The organism is Microbacterium sp. P5_B6, assembly GCF_056400345.1.
Genome location: NZ_JBFULL010000002.1, coordinates 225,055 through 242,642 on the forward strand (window position 1 = coordinate 225,055; position 17,588 = coordinate 242,642).

The 17,588-nt window shown below is 67.6% G+C and carries 15 protein-coding genes; 9 read left to right on the top strand and 6 right to left on the bottom strand.

The annotated features are described in order from the left end of the window. The first annotated feature begins 26 nt into the window (after positions 1–26). The 3 genes from nagE to AC1DP3_RS02775 all read left to right on the top strand — a co-directional run bounded on the left by nagE (position 27) and on the right by AC1DP3_RS02775 (position 4,104). The gene (gene nagE, locus AC1DP3_RS02765) at positions 27–1,952 is read left to right on the top strand and encodes an N-acetylglucosamine-specific PTS transporter subunit IIBC (RefSeq protein WP_477291055.1); all 1,926 of its coding nucleotides are present in this window, start codon (positions 27–29) and stop codon (positions 1,950–1,952) included. Beyond that, positions 1,949–2,674, top strand: a complete 726-nt coding sequence (locus tag AC1DP3_RS02770; protein WP_477291057.1) for a copper homeostasis protein CutC — start codon at positions 1,949–1,951, stop codon at positions 2,672–2,674. Before nagE ends, AC1DP3_RS02770 begins: the two co-directional genes overlap by 4 nt. A gap of 137 nt (positions 2,675–2,811) precedes the next feature. Beyond that, complete coding sequence (locus AC1DP3_RS02775; RefSeq protein WP_477291861.1) at positions 2,812–4,104, top strand: MFS transporter; 1,293 nt, start codon at positions 2,812–2,814, stop codon at positions 4,102–4,104. A gap of 54 nt (positions 4,105–4,158) precedes the next feature. Here AC1DP3_RS02775 and AC1DP3_RS02780 read toward each other — a convergent pair whose 3' ends face one another. Both AC1DP3_RS02780 and AC1DP3_RS02785 read right to left on the bottom strand, forming a co-directional pair. Next, entirely contained in the window at positions 4,159–5,424 is a 1,266-nt protein-coding gene (locus AC1DP3_RS02780; RefSeq protein ID WP_477291059.1) for a hypothetical protein, read from the bottom strand. A 10-nt stretch (positions 5,425–5,434) separates the two neighbouring features. Beyond that, on the bottom strand, positions 5,435–5,578 hold the full coding sequence (locus tag AC1DP3_RS02785) for a hypothetical protein (protein WP_477291061.1): 144 nt from the start codon (positions 5,576–5,578) through the stop codon (positions 5,435–5,437). A 411-nt stretch (positions 5,579–5,989) separates the two neighbouring features. On the opposite strand from AC1DP3_RS02785, the gene AC1DP3_RS02790 reads away from it, so the two are divergent. Next, positions 5,990–7,651, top strand: coding sequence for an ABC-F family ATP-binding cassette domain-containing protein (locus AC1DP3_RS02790; protein ID WP_477291063.1), 1,662 nt, complete (start codon positions 5,990–5,992; stop codon positions 7,649–7,651). Between the two features lie 6 nt (positions 7,652–7,657). On the opposite strand, the gene AC1DP3_RS02795 is transcribed toward AC1DP3_RS02790, so the two are convergent. Next, positions 7,658–8,005, bottom strand: coding sequence for a LysR family transcriptional regulator (locus tag AC1DP3_RS02795; protein ID WP_477291065.1), 348 nt, complete (start codon positions 8,003–8,005; stop codon positions 7,658–7,660). Between the two features lie 331 nt (positions 8,006–8,336). Here AC1DP3_RS02795 and AC1DP3_RS02800 point away from each other — a divergent pair, with 331 nt between their 5' ends. Then, positions 8,337–8,687 (top strand): DUF485 domain-containing protein, encoded by a 351-nt coding sequence (locus tag AC1DP3_RS02800; RefSeq protein WP_477291066.1) that lies wholly within the window; start codon positions 8,337–8,339, stop codon positions 8,685–8,687. Then, positions 8,684–10,309, top strand: a complete 1,626-nt coding sequence (locus AC1DP3_RS02805; protein WP_477291068.1) for a solute symporter family protein — start codon at positions 8,684–8,686, stop codon at positions 10,307–10,309. The genes AC1DP3_RS02800 and AC1DP3_RS02805 overlap by 4 nt, the downstream gene beginning before the upstream one ends. A 72-nt stretch (positions 10,310–10,381) precedes the next feature. Here AC1DP3_RS02805 and AC1DP3_RS02810 read toward each other — a convergent pair whose 3' ends face one another. Continuing rightward, a complete protein-coding gene (locus tag AC1DP3_RS02810; protein WP_477291070.1) occupies positions 10,382–10,843 on the bottom strand; it encodes a phage tail protein in 462 nt (153 codons plus the stop codon). A 420-nt stretch (positions 10,844–11,263) separates the two neighbouring features. On the opposite strand from AC1DP3_RS02810, the gene ctaD reads away from it, so the two are divergent. Next, a complete protein-coding gene (gene ctaD, locus AC1DP3_RS02815; RefSeq protein ID WP_477291072.1) occupies positions 11,264–12,961 on the top strand; it encodes an aa3-type cytochrome oxidase subunit I in 1,698 nt (565 codons plus the stop codon). 28 nt (positions 12,962–12,989) lie between these two features. On the opposite strand, the gene AC1DP3_RS02820 is transcribed toward ctaD, so the two are convergent. Beyond that, complete coding sequence (locus AC1DP3_RS02820) at positions 12,990–13,412, bottom strand: DUF1801 domain-containing protein (RefSeq protein ID WP_477291074.1); 423 nt, start codon at positions 13,410–13,412, stop codon at positions 12,990–12,992. 186 nt (positions 13,413–13,598) lie between these two features. Between AC1DP3_RS02820 and AC1DP3_RS02825 the strand changes: the two genes are divergently transcribed. Together AC1DP3_RS02825 and AC1DP3_RS02830 are read left to right on the top strand one after the other, a co-directional pair. Beyond that, positions 13,599–15,173: a carboxyl transferase domain-containing protein gene (locus AC1DP3_RS02825; protein WP_477291076.1), complete on the top strand. Its 1,575-nt coding sequence runs from the start codon at positions 13,599–13,601 to the stop codon at positions 15,171–15,173. A 5-nt stretch (positions 15,174–15,178) separates the two neighbouring features. Beyond that, complete coding sequence (locus AC1DP3_RS02830) at positions 15,179–17,200, top strand: acetyl/propionyl/methylcrotonyl-CoA carboxylase subunit alpha (protein ID WP_477291078.1); 2,022 nt, start codon at positions 15,179–15,181, stop codon at positions 17,198–17,200. 48 nt (positions 17,201–17,248) lie between these two features. Here the strand turns inward: AC1DP3_RS02830 and AC1DP3_RS02835 are convergent, their stop codons facing one another. Continuing rightward, positions 17,249–17,422 (bottom strand): hypothetical protein, encoded by a 174-nt coding sequence (locus tag AC1DP3_RS02835; RefSeq protein ID WP_477291079.1) that lies wholly within the window; start codon positions 17,420–17,422, stop codon positions 17,249–17,251. Positions 17,423–17,588 lie beyond the last annotated feature (166 nt).

Below are 17,588 nucleotides of genomic sequence, written 5' to 3' on the forward strand. Positions count from 1 at the left end.
CCGCTTTCTCAAGGAGGAGAAACAGCATGCAATTCCTTCAACGACTCGGCAAGTCGATCATGCTTCCGGTCGCCGTGCTGCCGGTCGCGGCGATCCTGTCCGGCATCAGCTGGTGGATCAGCGACGGCGGCGCGAGCCCCAACATCTTCTCGGCGTTCCTCGGCGCCGCCGGCGGAGCGCTGCTCGACAACATGGCACTGCTGTTCGCCGTCGGCATCGCGATCGGAATGGCGCGAAAGTCCGATGGCACCTCGGCCTTGGCGGGCCTCGTGTCGTGGCTCGTGGTGACCACGCTGCTGAAGCCCGAGACCGTCGCCCTCTACACCGGAATCGCCGACGTGAACGAGGTCGACCCGGCCTTCCTCAAGGTGCAGAACGTCTTCATCGGCATCATCTGCGGTCTGATCGGCGCGTTCTGCTACAACCGCTTCAAGGACACCAAGCTGCCGGATGCGCTGTCGTTCTTCTCGGGCAAGCGCTCTGTGGCGATCGTCACGGCCGGTATCTCGCTCGTCGTCGCCATCGGGCTCTACTTCATCTGGCCGTGGGTGTACGGCGGACTGGTCACCTTCGGCGAGTTCATCGTCACACTCGGCCCCTTCGGCACCGGCATCTACGGCTTCCTGAACCGGCTGCTGATCCCGGTTGGCCTGCACCACGCGCTCAACTCGGTGTTCTGGTTCGATGTCGCCGGCATCAACGACCTCAACAACTTCCTCTCGGGCGAAGGCACGTACGGCGTGACGGGTCAGTACATGACCGGCTACTTCCCGATCATGATGTTCGGTCTCCCGGGCGCTGCGCTCGCGATGTATCTCACCGCGAAGACCACGCGGAAGAAGCTCGCGTACGGCATCCTCTTCGCCGGCGCCGTCTCGTCGTTCTTCGTCGGCGTGACTGAGCCGCTCGAGTTCTCGTTCATGTTCCTCGCACCGGTGCTGTACCTCGTGCACGCGCTGTTCACGGGCATCTCGATGGCGATCAGTCAGATACTCCCGGTGAGGATGGGCTTCGGATTCTCGGCCGGCTTCGTCGACCTCGTCCTCAACTGGCAGAATCCGATGGCGCAGAACCCCTGGATCATCCCGATCATGGGCGTCTTCTGGTTCTTCGTCTACTTCGGCGTCTTCTACTTCTTCATCAAGCGGTTCAACCTCAAGACCCCTGGTCGCGAGGACGACGACATCCTCGGTGAGGGTACGGAGTACGACACGCACTCGAAGGACGACGCCTACAACATGACCGCGGTGCGCTTCATCGATGCGCTGGGCGGCAAGGCGAACATCACCGACCTCGACAACTGCGCGACACGGCTGCGCATGGAGATCGCCGATGTGTCGCAGGTCGACGACGTCGCCCTCAAGCGCGCAGGCGCGGCGGGCACGATGAAGACAGGCGGCCACTCCGTGCAGGTGATCTACGGCACGAACGTGCAGTTCGTGAAGGATGCGATGGAGCGCGTGATGTCGGGCGAGGTCGTCATGGACACCGTCGAACCAGAGCGCGCGCAGGTCACAGAGACGGCCACCGCGACGATGACTCGGACCACGCTCATGCTCCGTCAGCCCGTCGAGGGCAGAGTGGTGCCGCTGAGCTCCGTTCCGGACCCCACCTTCGCAGAGCAGATCATGGGGCCTGGTGTCGCCATCGAACCCACCGGCAACACCATCGTGGCGCCCGCCGACTGCACCGTGGGTGCCATCTTCGAAACGAGCCATGCCATCGCGCTGGTGCTCGACGACGGGACGGAACTGCTCATCCACGTCGGTATCGATACGGTCCAGATGAAGGGTGACGGGTTCCGCACACTGGTGGCAAAGGGAGACCGCGTCACCGCGGGAACCCGACTGGTGGAGTTCGACCTCCAGAAGATCACCGCGGCCGGACATCCGGCGATCACGCCGGTGATCGTGCTCAACAACGAGAACGCGCAGATCGAATTCTCGAAGTGACCGTGGGAGGCCCCGCCGTCGAGATCGCGGTTCAGGATGCCGCAGGTGCGCGTGCTGCGCTCGACGCCGGGGCCGCCAGGCTCGAACTGTGCCAGGCGCTGGAAGCCGGAGGGCTCACTCCATCGCTCGGCATCCTCGAGTCGGCACTCGCCGCGGTGGACCCGCTGCTCGTGAACGTCCTCGTCCGTCCTCGCGCCGGTGGCTTCGTGTACTCCCCCGAGGAGGTCGCTGTCGTCGAGGCGGATATCCGCGCCTGCGTGGAGCGCGCCGCCGGGGGGGTTGTGGTCGGTGCACTCACCCACGACGGTCTGCTCGATCGCGACACGATGCGCCGCTGGAGGGATGCCGCCGGCGGCGCGACCATCGTCTTCCATCGCGCGATCGACGCGAGCGCCGATCCGCGAGCGGTGTTCGACGCTCTGATCGAGGAGGGGGTGGATCGCGTGCTCACGTCGGGGGGCGCCCCCCGCAGCATCGACGGCATCGCTCTCCTTTCGGAGTTCGCCGCGGCTTCGGCCGGACGAATCGAGGTCATGGCAGGGGGAGGCGTGACCGCCGCGGATATCCCGGCCCTCTTCGCCGCCGGCGTGGACGCCGTGCATCTCTCCGCGCGTGAACGCTCAGGAGCAGATGCTCCGTCCGGCCCAGGCGGCGGTGCGAGCGGCCACGACGTCACGAGCGCGAACCTCGTGGCCGAGGCGGTGCGGGAAGCCAGGCGCTGATACCGGGCGACAGATGGTCCGCATCCGCGCGGGCCGCTCTCCGGGCACATGGTCAAGACGGTCCTCTCCAGGACGGATAGCCTGGACGCAGCCCCGCCCCTCGACGTCGGATCACCGTGACACTTCCCCTGCGCGCCATGCCGTCATGGCGTGCATGGCTGATCTGGGGAGTCGGCGTCGCCGGGTATGTGCTCGCGGTCACCAACCGCACGTCGCTGGCGGCGGTGGGAGTGGATACCGCCGACCGATTCCAGGTCGATGCCTCGACCCTGTCGCTGTTCGCGGTGATGCAGCTCGGCGTCTACGGGTTCATGCAGATTCCCGTGGGAGTGCTGCTCGACCGGTTCGGGTCGCGACCCATCATGGCGGTCGGGATGCTGCTCATGGCGATCGGCCAGCTGGTGATGGCCTTCTCGCCGAACGTGGGCATCGCGATCGTCGCCCGCATGCTGCTGGGAGCGGGAGACGCGGCGGTGTTCCCGGGCGTGCTCCGCCTGATCTCGACCTGGTTCCCCGCCCAGCGGGCACCCGTGATGGTTCAGCTCACGGGGATCTTCGGGCAGCTGGGTCAGATCATCGCGATCATTCCGCTCGCCGCGCTCCTGCACGCGACGACGTGGTCGATCGCATTCGGAAGTCTCGCAGGGCTGGGTCTGCTGTTCACGGTCCTGGTGTTCGGCGTGATCCGCAACCATCCTCCCGACCGCACGTCGGACGTATCCGTCGACACGGACACCGGTGCGATCAGGGTGGTCACATCCGCGATCGACAATCGGGTCGGCATCCGGGCCGCGTGGTCGCACCCGGGCACGCGACTGGCGTTCTGGTCGCACTTCACCACGCCGTTCGCCGGTACGGCGTTCATCATGCTGTGGGGAATACCGTTCCTCACGGAAGGCGAAGGGCTCACGCGGACGCAAGCCGCGGCCATCACCACGACGCTGGTGCTCTCGGGCATCGCCATCGGCCCAGTCGTGGGCGCGCTGTCGACCCGTCTGCCGCACATGCGCTCGCGCGCACTCGTGCTGCCGACCGTGGCGCTCCAGATGCTGGTGTGGATCGTCGTGATCGCGTGGCCGGGACCCGCCCCGCTCTGGCTGCTCTACGCGCTGGCCATCGCCCTTTCGACGGGGGGCCCGGCATCCATGATCGCCTTCGACCACGCCCGCACGCACAATCCCAGCCACCGTCTCAGCACGGCAACGGGAATCACGAACAGCGGCGGGTTCCTGGCGGGTCTGATCGCCATCTACCTCATCGGCGTCGCACTCGACCTCCAGGGAGCGGGGACGCCGTCCACCTACTCACTCGAGGCGTTTCGGATCGCATTCCTGATGCAGGTGCCGCTCTGGCTCATCGGGATGGCCTTCATCATCATCGAACGCAAGCGCACCCGCATCCGGATCGGGCTGGATCAGCCCCGCCGGTAGGTGTCGAAAGCAGTGGGGGCGAGGCCGAAGCCCCGCCCCCACGCTGGTGCTCTATCAGGCGCGAACGCGACGCCAGATCAGGGCGAGCACGCCCGCGAGCAGCAGAGCGATGCCTGCCCCGAGCGGACCCCAGCCGACGAGGCCGCCGGTGACGGCGAGGCTCCCGGTCGGTGTGGTGGCCGGCGGTGCGGGCTGGTCAACGGTCGGAACGACCGGGCACGCCACGTCGGTGAAGTCGGCCTGCTCGTACAGGTAGGCCCCGCCTTCCCCGATAGCGACCCAGCCCTCGGGCTCTCCGTCCACGAAGTAGCCCGGAGCGATCTCGGCGATGACGTCGAGTTCGGTGTCGTCCTCTTCATCGAGCCAGAAGTAGGTCACCCCGGTGGTGTCCTCGGGCAGATCCGCGAAGTCGTTCTCGACGCCACAGGGGTCGTTGATCTCCGGGGTGGCGAGGACGACGGCGACCGGTTCGGCCTCCAGGTAGCAGTCGGCCTCCGGGTCCTCGGACTGGTAGACGCCGGTGGCCGGGGCGACGACGAAGTCACGCTGCTTCTGGATCGTGCCGTCGGGGAACGTGTAGCCCTCCACCGCGGTCGCGGTCAGCACGTAGGTGCCCGGGCCGTCGAACACGCGATTCCAGGCGAGAGTCACGTTCTCCAGCTCAGGCAGCACAGGCAGTGCACCGTCTTCGTCGCACGTCGCCAGGACAGGACCGGTGTCGAAGAGCGCCGGCAACGGCACGACTTCGAGGCAGCGCGGATCGGTTGGCGCGAGCTGCGTCAGCGCGTAGGGCCCGAAGTGAGTCGTTCCGGTCAGCGTGAAGTCATCCTTGGCTACTGCATCGAGATACGTCATGCCCTCGTTCGAGGTGACCGTCCAGCTGTAGGCCGCGGTCACGGGGTAGACAAGAACGCCGGCAGCATCACAGGTCGGGGGCGTGTAGTCAGGGGCAGCGACCTCCACTTCCTCGGGGGCGCCGGGGCAGTTCGAGATATCGAGGCCCGCGCCATCCCAGCCGATCGCGACCGAGGTGCCCTGGCCGTCGGCGAAGGCGAACGGGAAGACGCCCGCGAACTCCTTTCCGAGCGTGTTCTTGCTCACCACGATCGGGTTGTTGCCCGTCTGCAGCAGCTCATCGTCACCGGGGGTGACGACGTACTTGCAGACCACCACCTTCTTGTTGTCGTCGACCGCGGCCGTTGCGGCAGCGGCATGCAGAGCGTTCGTCGCTCCGAATGCCGCCGGCGCTGCCACGAGTGGCGCTGTCAGCAGCGCCGCGGCGACCGCGACGCCGGTGAGCGCCCTCCATGTGTGCTTCATGCTGTTCCTTTCATCTGAGCCGCCCCACGCGGCTCATGTCGGGGGCCGGATGCCGGCGCATGGCGCCGCTTTCCGGGTGGCAGCCGGGACCCGAGCGCGTCAGCCGTACACGCTCATCGGCGAGGGCGAGGGCGAGGGCGATCAGGTGAGTCATCGGCAACTTCTGGGTAGAGGTGAACGGCGAGGGCAGCGAGGCATCCGGAGGACAGGCGCTGAAAATGTGCGGAGCACACCGACTCGCGGGTCGAGATGGGCGCATCAGCGCGCGAAACGACGGTCGATTCGGCGACGCGCTCCGGTCGGGAAAGATCGGGTCGGGTCTGCGAGCAAGACAGATCGGGCGGGGGCAGGGCGTGCGGGGACACGCGGACCCTGTGGAGCAACGCTATCGGGATTCCGCGAAATGCGGCTGCCGTTTTCCACATCGCCACCAGGTATTTCGGGAGTCCCCCCAGCAGATGTGGTCAGAACCGCTTGCGGTGCGGCGGCGAGCGGGGGAGAGATGTCCATATGCCGCAGGCCGCGCGCGGCGCGAAAGCCTCCACGCCGGTGAAAGGATTGTCTGATGACCGCAACACTCGTGGCCCAGGGGCTGGCAGGCGGGTACGGCCATCGCACCCTCTTCGACTCGCTCGATCTCACCGTCGCCCCCGGCGATGTGGTCGGAGTCGTCGGAGCGAACGGCGCGGGAAAGTCCACGCTGCTGAAGCTCCTCGCCGGAGTGGAGGAGCCGCAGGGGGGCACCATCACGCTCGCGCCGAGCGACGCGTTCGTCGGGTGGCTTCCGCAAGAGCACGAGCGCATCACCGGTGAGACGGTCGCCGAGTACATCGCGCGCCGGACCGGCTGCGCCCAGGCGACGAGGGAGATGGATGCCGCGGCATCCGCTCTCGGCGACCCCCCGCCGAGCGACGGCCCCGACCCCGCCGACGTGTACTCCACCGCGCTCGACCGGTGGCTGGCGTGCGGAGCAGCCGACCTCGACGAGCGACTGCCGGTGGTGCTCGCCGACCTCGGCTTCGACCTCGGCGGCGCGCCGGTCGAGGACGCCCTGATGACCGCACTCTCCGGCGGCCAGGCAGCCCGCGTCGGGCTTGCCGCTCTGCTGCTGTCACGGTTCGACATCGTGCTGCTCGACGAGCCGACGAACGACCTCGATCTCGACGGGTTGGAGCGGCTGGAGGGCTTCGTGCGCGGCATCCGGGGCGGAGTGGTGCTGGTCAGCCACGATCGCGAGTTCCTCGCGCGCTGCGTGACCCGCGTGCTCGAACTCGACCTCGCACAGAACTCGAACCGCGTCTTCGGCGGCGGGTACGACTCTTACCTCGAGGAGCGGGCGACTCTGCGCCGGCACGCCCGGGAGAAGTACGACGAGTTCGCCGACAAGAAGGCCGATCTCGTGTCGCGGGCGCGCGTGCAGCGTGAGTGGTCGAGCCAGGGCGTGCGCAACGCGATGAAGAAGGCGCCCGACAACGACAAGATCAAGCGCAAGGCATCGGCGGAGTCGAGCGAGAAGCAGGCCCAGAAGGTGCGCCAGATGGAGAGCCGGATCGCTCGGCTCGACGAGGTGGAGGAGCCCCGCAAGGAGTGGCAGCTCGAATTCACGATCGGAACGGCGCCTCGCTCGAGCTCGGTGGTCTCGACCCTCAGTCGCGCGGTGTTCCGGCAGGGATCCTTCACTCTGGGGCCCGTGTCGCTGCAGGTGAGCGCGGGCGACCGCATCGGCATCACCGGCCCCAACGGCGCGGGAAAGTCGACCCTGCTGCGTGCGGTGCTCGGCCGTCAGTCTCCCGATGAGGGGACGGCGAGCCTGGGTACCAGCGTGCAGATCGGCGAGATCGACCAGGCGCGTTCTCTGCTCTCGGGAGCGCTGCCGCTCGCTGCGGCTTTCGAGGAACTCGTTCCGTCGATGGCTTCCGGTGAAGTCCGCACCCTGCTCGCGAAGTTCGGGCTGAAGGCGGATCATGTGAGCCGTCCCGTCGATGAGCTCTCGCCGGGTGAGCGCACGCGCGCCGGGCTGGCACTGCTCCAGGCTCGCGGCGTCAACGTGCTGGTGCTCGACGAGCCGACCAACCACCTCGACCTGCCGGCCATCGAGCAGCTCGAGCAGGCTCTCGAGTCCTACGAAGGCACCCTGCTGCTGGTGACGCACGATCGGCGGATGCTCGCCACAGTGCAGACCGACCGGCACTGGCGCGTTGAGGGAGGCCAGGTCAGCGAGCTGTAGGGCGGCTCACCGTCCCTGGCGCTTCTTGTAGGGCTTCGGCTGCCCCTTGACGACGGGTGCCCGCCCCTTGCCCTTCGAGGCCTTCGCCTTGCCCCCTCCGGGCGCCTTCGGCTTCTCGGCCGGTGCCGGAGCTGCCGCGATCTCCTCCTTGGCATCGGCGAGCAGGAGGGATCCGGCCTTGGTCAGTCGAGTCGGACCCTCGCCACGACTGATCAGCGGATGCCCGATCTCGGCCTCGAGCTTGTCGATGGTCGTGTAGAGGGAGGCGAGTGGGATGCCGAGTGCCTCCGCCGCCCGCGGGAAGTGCAGCTCCTCGGCAACTGCGACGAACCGCTGCAACTGGGTGATGTTCACTCGGCGCCTTTCAGGTCAGACCGATGGGGACCGGTCTCCAGAATAGGTGCGGTCCATGCCCGGCATGAGTGAGCGGTGCCGAGAGGCGTCATGGCCGACTACCTACTTCCGGGGGTAACGCGCTCCGGCCTCCCTTCCTAGGGTCTTCCGTACGTGGGCTGACACAGAAGTCGCCTCCCACGTGGCACCGCTCCCAAACCGGGAGCGTCGAGGACCGCATCCTGCTCGGACGCTGTCGAGGCCTCCCCGGACCTCGACCGCGAAACGGCATCAGGCTCGCTGAGACACCCTCCGCGAGCGACACCCTTCACAGGCAAGGAGGCCCACAAGAATGACCGACTCATCCACTGAGACCGTCCCACCGGGCGGGATCGACTACATCGCCGAGGAGCGCGACCCGCAGTTCGTCGAGCTCAAGCGGAAGCACCGGCGCTTCGTGTTTCCACTGTCCGTGGCCTTCCTCCTCTGGTACTTCGCCTATGTGCTCCTCTCGTCGTTCGCCCCCGCGTTCATGGCGCAGCCGGTGTGGGGCCACATCACCGTCGGCCTGCTGCTGGGTCTCGGACAGTTCGTCACGACCTTCGGAATCACCATGTGGTACGTCTGGTACGCCAATCATCGCCTCGACCCGATCTCGTCCGCGATCCGCGATGACCTCGAGCGCAAGGAGGCCGGCAAGTGAATGAATTCCTCGGTGTCGTGCACAGCACGGTGACCACGGTCGAGAACAATCCGGTCCTGAACATCTCGATCTTCGCGGCGTTCGTGGCCGTGACGCTCTTGATCGTGATCCGGGCGAGCAGGAACAACAAGACCGCCGCCGACTACTACGCGGCGGGGCGCTCGTTCACCGGGCCCCAGAATGGGTTCGCGATCTCGGGCGACTATCTGTCGGCGGCGTCCTTCCTCGGCATCACGGGCGCGATCGCCATCAACGGCTACGACGGCTTCCTCTACTCGATCGGATTCCTCGTCGCGTGGCTGGTCGCACTGCTGCTCGTGGCCGAGCTCATGCGCAACACGGGCAAGTTCACGATGGCCGACGTGCTCTCGTTCCGTCTCAAGCAGGGGCCGGTACGGATGGCGGCCGCCATCACGACCCTCGCGGTCTGCCTCTTCTACCTGCTCGCGCAGATGGCAGGCGCCGGCGGTCTGGTGTCGCTGCTGCTCGGCATCAACGACCGCCTGGGTCAGACCCTCGTCGTGGCGGTCGTCGGCATCCTCATGATCATCTACGTGCTCGTGGGCGGGATGAAGGGCACGACCTGGGTGCAGATCGTCAAGGCCTTCCTGCTCATCGGCGGTGCCATCGTGATGACGGTGTGGGTGCTCGCCATCAACGGCTTCAGCCTCAACGCGCTGCTCGAGAGTGCTGTTGCGGCATCGACGACGGACCCGAAGGACGCCATCCTCGGCCCGGGCCTCCAGTACGGAAAGAACCCGTGGGACTTCATCTCGCTGGCGATCGCCCTGGTCCTCGGCACCGCGGGTCTCCCGCACGTGCTCATGCGCTTCTACACCGTGCCCACCGCCAAGGAGGCGCGTCGCTCGGTGGTCTGGGCCATCTGGCTGATCGGGCTCTTCTACCTGCTCACGCTCGTCCTCGGCTACGGAGCAGCTGCCCTCGTGGGTCCCGATGTCATCAAGGCGGCGCCCGGTGGCGTCAACTCGGCCGCACCGCTGCTCGCACTCGCCCTCGGGGGGCCGCTCCTGCTCGGCTTCATCTCGGCCGTCGCGTTCGCCACCATCCTCGCGGTCGTAGCCGGGCTCACGATCACCGCTGCGGCCTCGTTCGCGCACGACATCTACGCGAACGTCGTGAAGAAGGGCAACGTGCCGCCGGACGGCGAGGTCAAGGTGGCCCGCCGCACGGTCATCGTGATCGGAATCCTCGCGATCCTCGGCGGAATCGCGGTGCAGGGTCAGAACATCGCGTTCCTCGTCGCTCTCGCCTTCGCCGTCGCGGCGTCGGCGAACCTGCCGACGATCCTGTATTCGCTGTTCTGGCGCCGGTTCACGACCCGCGGCGCGGTCTGGAGCATGTACGGAGGACTCGCCGCGGCGATCATCCTGATCCTGCTCTCGCCCGTGTTCTGGGGCACCGAGACGAGCGTGTTCAAGAACGTCGGCGTCGCGATCTGGCCGCTCAACAACCCGGGCATCGTGTCGATCCCGCTCGGGTTCTTCCTGGGCTGGCTCGGATCGGTCCTCACCCGCCCGGGTTCGGAGAACGCCCGGCGTGCGGCCGAGATGGACGTGCGCTCGCTCACCGGGTTCGGCGCTGAGAAGGCCACCAACCACTGAGAACACGACAGCGGCCCCGATCCGGAGTGGAGACTCCGGGTCGGGGCCGCTTCGCGTGCGGGGGAGCTGCGGTCAGTGCTCGCCCTTGATCACGAAGTAGGAGCCGCGGATCGTGCCGGCCAGCTTGGACTTCTGGCGGGCGAACTTGAAGGAGGAGAGCTCGTCCGGCACCTCCATCCCGTCGGAGAGCTTGAAGCCGACCGCACGCTTGCCGCCGTCTTCGATCGTGTACATCACGTTGATCGACAGGCCGCTCTCGTAGAACACATAGGCCATGCGGATGCCGTCCACTTCGAAGGCCGTCGCCTCGAGCGGGGGAGAGGAGATGACGAGGCCGCGCTCCTCCTCGAGGATCCGGTGCACCCACGCGATCGTGGGCTGGGCGTCCGCCGCAGACTCGACCGTGAAGACGTGGTCGTACTTGTTCTTGAAGTAGCGCGCCTCGTTCGCGCGGAGGCCGGCGAGCGCCTCGGCCACGGGGGAGGACTCCAGTCCGACGGTCGAGACGGTGGTGAAATCCACGACGTAGGTCATGACGGGGTGGCTCCTTGTGATGGCGAAGCGGTGCCGGGGCGCCGCTGAGAGAGGGGATATCGACACGATAACGTCACGCCCGGTGCAAGGCGGTGAACCGTCGTCCCGAACACACCCGATCGGCCGGCGTCAAGCCCCGTGACCGAAATCCTCCCGCGCGATGCGATACCGGCATCCACTCGTCACGAGTCGAAAGCGGGCAGCGCAGATGAGCATGTCACCCACCGATGTCAGGGTCGCAGCGATCTACCGATTCTGGACCCGATTCGTCGCGCACCCCCGGCGACGGACCACCTGGAGGGCGACGCTCGCCGGCGTGCGCAGAGCCGAGTTCCATCACTTCCCGGGAGCGTGACCGTGACGTCGACTGCCGACACCGGCGCGCCGCCCCCTGTCTCGGATCCTGAACGTCCGAGGACGATGCCGCCGCGCCAGGCTGCCCTGCTGCACCGGACGCGCGTGGACCAGAAGGGCAACATCGTCGTCCGCTGGATCACCTCCACGGACCACAAGACGATCGGATACCTCTACCTGATCGCCGCCGTGCTCTTCTTCATGCTGGGCGGAGTGATGGCGCTCATCATCCGCGCGGAGCTGTTCCAGCCCGGCATGCAGATCGTCCCGACGAAGCAGCAGTACAACCAGCTCTTCACCATGCACGGCACGATCATGCTGCTCATGTTCGCGACGCCGCTCTTCGCCGGCTTCGCCAACGCGATCATGCCCTTGCAGATCGGAGCGCCGGATGTCGCGTTCCCGCGGCTGAACGCGTTCTCGTTCTGGCTGTTCCTGTTCGGCTCGACGATCGCCGTCGCCGGCTTCCTGACACCCGAGGGCTCGGCCGCCTTCGGCTGGACGGCCTATCAGCCACTCGCGAACGAGACGTTCCATCCCGGTGTCGGAGGCGATCTCTGGTTCCTCGGCCTCGCGATGAGCGGATTCGGCACGATTCTGGGGGCTGTCAACTTCATCACGACGATCGTCACGCTGCGTGCGCCGGGGATGACGATGTGGCGGATGCCGATCTTCACCTGGAACACGCTGATCACCAGCATCCTGGTCCTCCTGGCCTTCCCGGTGCTGGCCGCCGCCCTCCTGGCTGCCGCTGCCGACCGCGTGCTCGGAGCGCACATCTACGATCCGCACAACGGGGGAGTGCTGCTGTGGCAGCACCTGTTCTGGTTCTTCGGGCACCCCGAGGTGTACATCATCGCGCTGCCGTTCTTCGGCATCGTGTCGGAGGTCTTCCCGGTCTTCAGCCGCAAGCCGATCTTCGGCTACAAGACGCTGGTCTACGCCACCATCGCGATCGCGGCGTACTCTGTGGCGGTGTGGGCGCACCACATGTACGTCACGGGTGCGGTCCTGCTGCCGTTCTTCGCGATCATGACGATGCTCATCGCGGTGCCCACCGGGGTGAAGATCTTCAACTGGATCGGCACGATGTGGCGTGGGTCCGTCACCTTCGAGACTCCGATGGTGTGGGCGCTGGGCTTTCTCGTCACCTTCGTCTTCGGAGGTCTGACGGGCGTGATCCTCGCCTCCCCGCCCCTCGACTTCCACATCTCCGACACCTACTTCGTGGTCGCGCACTTCCACTACGTCGTGTTCGGCACGGTCGTCTTCGCGATGTTCGCCGGCTTCTACTTCTGGTGGCCCAAGTGGACGGGTCGGATGCTGAACGAAAGGCTCGGCTACATCCACTTCTGGATGCTGTTCATCGGCTTCCACCTGACGTTCCTCGTGCAGCACTGGCTGGGGGTAGACGGGATGCCACGCCGCTACGCGGACTACGCCGACGCAGACGGCTTCACCTGGCAGAACCAGGTGTCGACAGTCGGAGCCCTTCTGCTGGGCGCGTCGATGATCCCGTTCCTGTTCAACGTCTGGGTCACCGCGCGCAAGGCGCCGCGGATCACGATCAACGATCCCTGGGGCTATGGCGGGTCGCTGGAGTGGGCCACGTCCTGCCCGCCGCCGCGGCACAACTTCACGTCGATCCCCCGAATCCGCAGCGAGCGGCCGGCCTTCGATGTCAACCACCCCGAGGCGGGCCTGCCCACGGGGGTCGGACCTGCCAAGGACGCGCCCGACGCACCGCTGGTCGCGCCCTCTTGATCGCCGCTCGTCGGGTGCGGCGGCGAGATCAGGGGAGCCGATCGTCCTCGCGCGCCCAGGCGATGGCGATCAGCCGGCGCAGCACACCCAGGTCGATGTCTTCGAGCTTCTTGACGTAGACGCACCCCGCGCCCTCGGTGTAGCGGCCGAGCCGGGGAAGGAGCGCAATGCCTTCCGCTCGATCCTTGAGTCCGTACAGCGACAGCTGCGCCTTGCGCGGCGAGAACGCGACCTTGGGCCAGTCGCCGTGCCGCTTCGGGTCCGAAGGCGAGACATACCGATAGCTGCCATAGCCCACCATGGATGGACCCCACAGCACGGGTGCCGCCCCCGTCACCTTTCGGAAGATCTCGGCCAGAGCCAGGCCGTCCTCGCGGCGCTTCGCCGGCGTGGCGGACTCGAGGAACGCCGTCACATCGGCCGTGGTGGGCTGGGTCTTGGGTTCTGACACCGCCTCAGTATCCCGTCCGGAGTCACTGGGCGCCAGGTCGCCAGGATGTGGGCTCTGGGGTGGTGCTTCCTGCATCCCTCACCCTCGACTTTCCGAGCGCGGGCCGGTAGCCTGATTTCGGTTAGTGAGCAATAACTGAGATGCGCAGGCGCGCGCCAGCGGAGCGCGCTCGCGGAAAGGGCGGCCATGTCGACGACGACGGACACCGCAGTGACGTACCGGAGTCTGATCGACGAGCTGCGGGCACGTCGAGCCGAGGTCGCGCTCGGCGGACCGGAGAAGGCCCGGGTGCGGCATGCCGAGCGCGGCAAGCTTCTCGTGCGGGACCGGGTCGACCTGCTGCTCGATGCGGGCAGCCCCTTCCTCGAAGTCGCGCCGCTGGCCGGGTGGGACCTCTATGGAGGGGACTGCCCCTCGGGCGGCGTCGTGGCGGGGATCGGCCTGATCCACGGGCGGCACGTCATGGTCGTCGCGAACGATGCGACGGTCAAGGGCGGCACGTACTACCCGATCACCGTGAAGAAGCACCTCCGGGCGCAGGAGATCGCTGCCGAGAACCGGCTGCCGTGCATCTATCTCGTCGACTCGGGCGGCGCCTTCCTCCCGATGCAGGACGAGGTGTTCCCCGACCGCGACCACTTCGGCCGCATCTTCTACAACCAGGCGCGGATGTCGCGTGACGGCATCCCACAGATCGCCGCCGTACTCGGCTCCAGCACCGCGGGGGGCGCGTACGTCCCGGCGATGAGCGACGAGACAGTGATCGTCCGCAACCAGGGGACGATCTTCCTGGGCGGTCCGCCGCTCGTGAAGGCCGCGACCGGCGAGGTCGTCACCGCCGAGGACCTCGGCGGCGGCGTCGTGCACACGCGGGTCTCAGGGGTGACGGATCACCTCGCCGAGAACGACCAGCACGCGCTCCAGATCGTCCGCGACATCGTCGCCACCCTCCCGGAATCGACGCGGCTGCCCTACGAGCCGACGGCCGCGGCCGCGCCCGAGCGCTCGCCCGACGAACTCGTCGACGTGGTTCCGGTTGAACTCACGGCGCCCTACGATGCGCGGGCGATCATCGAGCGGGTGATCGATGCCGGTTCATTCCACGAGTTCAAGCGCGAGTGGGGCGAGACCCTCGTGACCGGCTTCGCGCGGCTGCACGGCCACCGGGTCGGAATCCTGGCGAACAACGGCGTGCTGTTCGCGGAGTCCGCACTCAAGGGCGCGCACTTCATCGAGCTCTGCGACCAGCGGCGCATCCCGCTGATCTTCTTGCAGAACATCACCGGGTTCATGGTCGGGCGCGAGTACGAGTCGGGCGGCATCGCCAAGCACGGCGCGAAGATGGTCAACGCCGTCGCGTGCGCGTCCGTCCCCAAGCTCACCGTCGTCGTGGGCGGCTCGTTCGGGGCCGGGACGTATTCGATGTGCGGCCGGGCATACTCCCCGCGATTCCTGTGGCTGTGGCCCGGCGCCCGGGTTTCGGTGATGGGCGGACCCCAGGCGGCCTCGGTGCTCTCCACCGTTCGGCGCGACCAGATCGAGGCATCGGGCGGCACGTGGAGCCCCGAGGACGAAGCAGACTTCCAGGCGCCGATCCGGGCCCAATACGACGCCCAGGGCAGTCCCTACTACTCGACCGCGCGACTCTGGGACGACGGGATCATCGAGCCCGCGCAGACGCGCGACGTGCTCGGCCTCGCTCTCGACGTCTGCATGCGCGCCCCCTTCGATACGCCGGGCTACGGCGTCTTCCGGATGTGACCCCTATGCCCTCGCTCACCTCGACCCCTGCCTTCGACACGGTCCTGATCGCCAACCGCGGCGAGATCGCATGCCGCATCATTTCGACACTGCGGCGGCTGGGCATCCGCTCGGTGGCCGTATATTCGGATCCGGATGCCTCAGCCCGGCACGTGCACCTCGCCGACGAGGCCGTCCGTCTCGGGCCCGCAGCCGTGTCGCGCAGCTATCTCGACATCGACGCCATCATCGGTGCGGCTCGACGCACCGGCGCGCAGGCGATCCATCCGGGCTACGGATTCCTCGCGGAGAACGCCGCGTTCGCCGAGGCGTGTGCCGAGGCGGGCATCGTCTTCATCGGCCCGGGCCCCGACGCGATCGCCACAATGGGCGACAAGATCACGGCGAAGCTGGCCGTGGCAGAACGCGGGGTGCAGACCGTGCCCGGGATCGCCCGGCCCGGACTTCGGGATGAGGATCTCATCGAGGCATCGGTCGGTGTCGGCTATCCGCTGCTCATCAAGCCGTCAGCCGGCGGAGGCGGGAAGGGGATGCACGTCGTCGAGTCGGCGGACGAGCTCACCGGTGCTCTCGCCGCCGCCCGGCGAGAGGCGGCCGCCAGCTTCGGCGACGACACGGTCTTCCTCGAGCGCTACGTCCAGAACCCACGGCACATCGAGGTGCAGATCCTCGCGGATGCCCACGGCCAGGTCGTGCACCTCGGCGAGCGCGAATGCTCGCTGCAGCGGCGGCATCAGAAGGTCATCGAAGAGGCTCCGTCTCCGCTGCTCGACGCCGCGACCCGGGCCCGCATCGGGGCGGCGGCCTGCGAGACAGCACGCAGCGTCGACTACCGAGGTGCGGGGACGGTCGAGTTCATCGTCTCGGCGGACCAGCCCGACGAGTTCTTCTTCATGGAGATGAACACTCGGCTCCAGGTCGAGCATCCCGTCACCGAGGAGGTGACCGGGATCGATCTGGTCGAGCAGCAGCTGCTCATCGCGGCGGGCCTGCCCCTGGGGTTCACGCAGGACGACATCCGGGTGGCCGGGCACAGCATCGAGGCGCGGGTGTATGCCGAGGATCCGCGCGAGGGATTCCTGCCGACCGGCGGGCGCGTGGAGCATGTCCGCCATCCTTCGGGAGAGGGGGTGCGCGTCGACTCCGCGCTCGAGGACGGACTCGAAGTCTCGAGCGACTACGACCCGATGCTCGCAAAGGTGATCGCCTGGGGCCCCGACCGCGAGGCTGCCCGCCGCCGGCTCGTGCGGGCGCTCGACGAGACGGCGGTCTTCGGTGTGGTGACGAACATCGAGTTCCTCCGGCTGCTGCTCGAACTGCCCGCCGTCGTCGACGGCGACCTCGACACGGGCCTGATCGGTCGCGAGCTCGACGGGCTCGCCTTCGCCGTGCCGGACGGGGGCACCTGGGCTGAAGCCGCGCTGCTGCTCGACGCACACGAGCCGCGGTCGTCCGATCCGTGGCGCCGCCGAGACGGCTGGCGTCTGGGCCCACCGGCGCCACGGGTGTATGCGCTGCGCAGCGATCGCGGTGACCGGGCGGTCGTACGGGTATGGGGTTCAGGCGATGCCCTGGAGATCGCCGTGGACGGCTCCGGGCGGCAGCCGGCGATCGTTCGCGAAAGCGAGAGCGAGGACGTACAGGTCACGGTCGACGGCCGTGCCCGGTCCTTCGCGGCCCTCGTCTCCGCAGGTGAGGTCGAGTTCACCCGTGGCGGGGCGGCCTTCCGGATCGGGATCGCGGATGCCGATCACGCCGTCCGGGAGAGCGGGCAAGAGCAGCCGCACCTCGCCTCGCCGATGCCGGGCACCATCGTCATGGTGCCGGCTCTCGATGGGGCCGTCGTGGAACAGGGTGCGCCGATCGTCGTGGTCGAGGCCATGAAGATGGAGCACGTCGTGAGAGCCGCGATCGCCGGGACCGTATCGCTGCATGTTGCGCTGGGAGACCAGGTGGCGCGCGGGCAGACGCTCGCAACCGTGGCGCCCGTCCCCTCGGCCGAGGCGCCGCCGGCGGGTCAGATCTGACGCGGCCCGTCTCGTGGCACCGGCCGCACCGCCGGCTGCCGGCGGGGCTCAGCGCGATCTGCGCGCACTGCGCATCGCGCGGCTGTGGATGCGGATCAGCTCGCGATGCGCCTCCTCAAGGTCGCGCTTGGCGTTCTTGAATGCCTCACGCGCGCGAAGGAGGTCGTCTTCCAGTGGTGGCTGGATCGCCTCTTCCGGTGAATAGCTGTGTGTCCAAGACATGATTTCCTCCCGATACATCTCTCCCAAAAGGCGGTCCCCGGCCGGAGCACCCCCGTCGCTCGTGCGGTCTGTCGTCTGCTTTCCGACGCTACGGCGAGCGTCCGACAGGCGGTTCACCGCTCGTCACGGATCGCAACTCTCGACGTCGGCCGAACCGGTGACCGGC

Coding starts and splice junctions, on each gene's coding strand:
- nagE (WP_477291055.1), top strand. CDS start 27: ATGCAATTCCTTCAACGACTCGGCAAGTCGATCATGCTTCCGGTCGCC.
- AC1DP3_RS02775 (WP_477291861.1), top strand. CDS start 2,812: ATGCCGTCATGGCGTGCATGGCTGATCTGGGGAGTCGGCGTCGCCGGG.
- AC1DP3_RS02780 (WP_477291059.1), bottom strand. CDS start 5,424: ATGAAGCACACATGGAGGGCGCTCACCGGCGTCGCGGTCGCCGCGGCG.
- AC1DP3_RS02785 (WP_477291061.1), bottom strand. CDS start 5,578: ATGACTCACCTGATCGCCCTCGCCCTCGCCCTCGCCGATGAGCGTGTA.
- AC1DP3_RS02790 (WP_477291063.1), top strand. CDS start 5,990: ATGACCGCAACACTCGTGGCCCAGGGGCTGGCAGGCGGGTACGGCCAT.
- AC1DP3_RS02800 (WP_477291066.1), top strand. CDS start 8,337: ATGACCGACTCATCCACTGAGACCGTCCCACCGGGCGGGATCGACTAC.
- AC1DP3_RS02810 (WP_477291070.1), bottom strand. CDS start 10,843: ATGACCTACGTCGTGGATTTCACCACCGTCTCGACCGTCGGACTGGAG.
- ctaD (WP_477291072.1), top strand. CDS start 11,264: ATGCCGCCGCGCCAGGCTGCCCTGCTGCACCGGACGCGCGTGGACCAG.
- AC1DP3_RS02825 (WP_477291076.1), top strand. CDS start 13,599: ATGTCGACGACGACGGACACCGCAGTGACGTACCGGAGTCTGATCGAC.
- AC1DP3_RS02830 (WP_477291078.1), top strand. CDS start 15,179: ATGCCCTCGCTCACCTCGACCCCTGCCTTCGACACGGTCCTGATCGCC.
- AC1DP3_RS02835 (WP_477291079.1), bottom strand. CDS start 17,422: ATGTCTTGGACACACAGCTATTCACCGGAAGAGGCGATCCAGCCACCA.